Raw genomic sequence first — 4,103 nt, 5'->3', positions numbered from 1 at the left:
ACTCGGATTCATTGGGGTTTTCCAGTTCAGCATTTTCTTCCAGCTCCTCTCCTTTGAGAATAGAATAAAGGCGTTGAATGGTGGAAATACTCACCTGGCTGTCGGAGGCAATATAGCTGGATGTCAGGCGCTGCACATTGTACAACTCTGTAAAATTGCGGTTGACATCGGTGGGTTGAAATTTCTGAAATTCCTGTTCGGCCTGCTCCCCGAGGTTTTTGGTATCGACGATAAACAGAATGCGTTTGGCGTCGGCGTATTTCAACAAGCGATAAACAAAGGTGCACGCCGTAAAAGTTTTTCCGGCTCCGGTGGCCATTTGCACCAATGCCCGCGACTTGTTTTCCTTAAACGACGTTTCGAGATTCTTGATGGCATCTATCTGGGCCGGACGAAGACCTACTTCAGGCAGCTCGGGCATCTTTTGTAACCGGGCGCGTAATGTGTCTGGCTGGCTGTACCATTCTTGTAATGTTTCGGGCTGATGGAAATGGAAAACAGGTCGTGAGCGCGGTTTGGGGTCGCGGTAATCGGTAAATCGCGTAAGCACCCCGGTACTTTCATAGACAAAAGGAAGTGGGCCTTTATTCAAATTGTACTTGAGTGTAGCCTGTGCGTACCCGGCGGATTGATCTTCTGCAGCTGTCAGTCGTGCACCTTCTGATTCGCGCTTAGCCTCAATAACTCCAACTGGTTTTCTGTTCACAAACAGAACATAATCTGCGGGTCCAACATCAGTTTGGTATTCGCGCACCGCCACCCCGAGCGAGGCAGAAAGGTCTACTTTACTCTTAGACTGTACTACCCATCCCGCGTCAACCAACATTTTGTCAATCTGGTCGCGCGCTATTTGTTCGGGGTTTTGGTTAACATTTGATGTCATTCATTCTCTTTTATTTAAGCCGGGTGTCAAAAGCTTTTGGGAGTAAAAAACCGACGCGTCCCCAAGTTCCGGGAAGTAGCTGTTATGAGGTTGGTTCTTTCAGTATGTTGGCAAATTTAACCCCACGCAGCTCATGCATTTCAGTGTTTTAAGTCCTTGAACAAACCGCCAATATCGCGAAATTTCTTTACCCTAACAAACGTGTAAATAACTGGGATGTGTGGGCTGGAGTGACTTTGGCAGGTAAATTAGCGGAAAGGAAGGATTCATCTCTACCGTGCCGGCTCTACCTGTTCCTTCAATTTGAAAAAGCTGAGTTTTCCATCATTCGCCCCAACAATGTAATGAAGCTGCCCGGCAATGTTCAGGGTAGCCAGGCTCCTGGCATCGCTGAAGTGATAAAACCCTGAACGAGGCTCGTAGGTGAACCCGCCATCTCCATCTCCCAACAGCACAAATCCGCGGCAGGCGTCGTAGCGCACGGTTTCCACCTCAGCGTTGTACATGTTACCTACGCCAATGATATCCTTCACACCATCGCCGTTCACGTCACGCACATCTATACCCATCAGCGGTCCGAATTGTGCATGGGCAGGGAGCTCGTGTTTCCTGAACTGTCCGTTGCCGAGATTCTCAAGGTACACACTGCTGAAATCATACGCTACCATGTTTAAGGCTTGGGCAAGTGCCTCCTCGCCGTAGATGGCGCGCAAATCTGCCTCTGCAAAACTGCGGTAGCTGGGAAATTTCATTCCGATAAAAGGCATCTGCTCCGACGAACACTCGCGTCCGCGCACAGGCAAAAGGGTTCCGTTTTTCTGCTTTCCGAGCACAATGTCGTAGGTGCCATTCCCATCAAAGTCGTGGCAAAAAATGTGGAGCGGATTGTCCGCAGTGGGCTGAAACTTGTTGTTTTGCCCCAGGTTACCCACCACAAAGTCAATATCCCCATCGCCATCCATGTCTGCAGCATGGATGCCGTACCACCACGCGTTGCTTTTTTCGAGTCCGCTTGTGCTTCTGTCAAACACCAACTGATTGCCGGTACTTTTGAAAAGCATGATAGGCGACCATTCGCACACTACGGCCAAATCAGGAAGTCCGTCGTTGTTGTAGTCTGCAAAGACAGCATCGCTTACCATGCCGATGTGTCGGAGCTCAGGAGCGTATTGCTCTGTGATATCTGTGAACACTCCACCGTCATTACGGAGTATGTACGATTTGCCGGGATAAGGATAAATGCCGGGGAATTGCTTTCCACCCACAAAAAGGTCAAGGTCGCCGTCGCCGTCAATATCGGCGGCCACCACGCATTGGCCACTGCTCACAAGTTGAGGAAGAGCGTTGCTTGCACGTTGGAAGTTACCCTTGCCGTCGTTCAGGTACAGTCTGTCCTGGTAAGCGGCATCTTCCGGAGGACGCTCATTACCGCCGCTCACCACGTACAAATCGAGATGGCCGTTTCCGTTGGCGTCAAAAAACAGGGCGCCTAAATCCTCGTAGTCCGCCTCTTTCTTCCAGAGAGAATGGTTGCTGCGAACAAATTTTCCCCCCGGAGTTTGAATGAAGGTAGCCGCTTCTGCTCCTTTGGCATTTCCCACAAAAAAGTCGTCCAATCCGTCGCCGTTCATGTCGCCCACAGCTATGTGCGGACCCCATGTGCTTTGCTTATGAGGCAGCAGGATTTCGCGTGCAAAATCGTCAAAGTCGTTTTCGCGGTGCACAAAGTCAATACCGATTGCGGTTGCATCAACCGGCTCGAAAAGCGTTTCAATTTCGGTCGGTGAATACATCTCTGTAGCATCGCGATGGTACAGAGTGAGTTTTTGGTTGGCCGGTACATCGCGTTTCAATTCGGTTTTGCCGTCGGGCCAGATGATGCGCAACGTGTTTACAGTGCCAATCTCACCCAGGCCAAAGTGCAGCACGGGTTCAACCGACGATTGAAAGCCGCGGGCCATGTACATTTCGCGATGTTGGTATCCAACTTCCGTTTCAATCTCCACGCGAGCTCCCAGTCCCAGTCGGTTGCCCTCGGGGCCTTGTAAATCAATGCGCAGCCAATTGTTTTTGCTGTGATTTTGATATATGGAGGCAGGGTCGTTGAGGTTGTTGATGATGAGGTCGAGCGCACCGTTGTTGTTGAGGTCGGCGTAGACAATGCCGTTGGAGTTTACCGGGCGGTTGAGCCCCCAGTTTGCGGTTGCGTTTTCAAACCTCAGATCACCGGTATTCCTGAAAGCGTAATTCGGGATTTTGGCAGCCGGCCAGCGCTCCATGGCTTCCTGAAAAGACATGGGCTGCCCCATCATAAAGCGGCGTTCAATTTCGGTTTTGAAATCAACGTCGGTTACGTCCTTGTCAATGCCGTTGGTGATGATAAGGTCGAGCCAGCCATCGTTGTCGAGGTCGGCGAACAGGGGCGCCCAGCTCCAGTCGGTTTTGGCCACTCCGGCCAGGTGGGCAATGTTGCTGAAATCGCCGTTTCCGCGGTTCAGGTGCAGCATATTGAACATGTACTGGTGGTGGTAACCTATGTCAACCATCTCGCGGAAATTGGCCGTGCTCATGGCTGCCATCATGCGTTTGGAGCGCACGTGGTCTTCCGAAACCATGTCGAGCACCGCAAGGTCAGTATGGCCGTCATTGTTGAAGTCGGCGGCATCGGCTCCCATGCTGTAAAAGGAGATGTGACCAAAATGATCGAGAATACCGTCGCGAAAAGTGCCGTCACCGCTGTTGAGGTAGAGGTGGTCGGGCTGACGGTAATCGTTGCACACAAAGATATCCGGAAGACCGTCGCCATTGTAGTCGGCAATGGCGGCTCCCAATCCCCAGGCTTTGTTGGAGAGTCCTGCTTCGGTGGTCACATCGGTAAACCGATTGCCGTCGTTCCGGTACAGCTTATCGGTGGTTGAGGGGTCAATGATGCGTTGAAAATCCAGGTCAACGTTCACGTTCTCCAAAAAGTCGATGCGGTGATTAAGCAGAAAAAGATCCAGGTCCCCGTCTCCGTCGTAGTCAAAAAAGTAGGCCATGGTACTGTGGGCCGGGTCGTCAATGCCCCACTCTGAAGCCTGCTCGGTAAAGGTTAAATCGCCGTTGTTGATGTAGAGAAGGTTACGCCGGTCGTCAGGGTTTTCCGATGGTCCCGATTTGCACACGTAGATATCCAGCATCCCATTGCCGTTGATGTCAACCATGCAGACACCGGTGGTCC

2 protein-coding genes are annotated in these 4,103 nt (G+C 51.5%); both read right to left on the bottom strand.

What is annotated here, in order from left to right; all coding sequences use genetic code 11:
- On the bottom strand, positions 1 to 883 hold an 883-nt coding region (locus tag EA392_00080; protein ID TVR42732.1), incomplete at its 3' end, for a DEAD/DEAH box helicase.
- A 272-nt stretch (positions 884 to 1,155) separates the two neighbouring features.
- Positions 1,156 to 4,103 (bottom strand): RNA-binding protein (locus EA392_00075; GenBank protein ID TVR42731.1); only part of this gene is annotated, 2,948 nt, incomplete at its 5' end.

The sequence above is a fragment of the Cryomorphaceae bacterium genome (genome assembly GCA_007695365.1).
Lineage (GTDB): Bacteria > Bacteroidota > Bacteroidia > Flavobacteriales_D > SKUL01 > SKUL01.
This window is presented reverse-complemented; position numbering and strand designations above follow the sequence as displayed.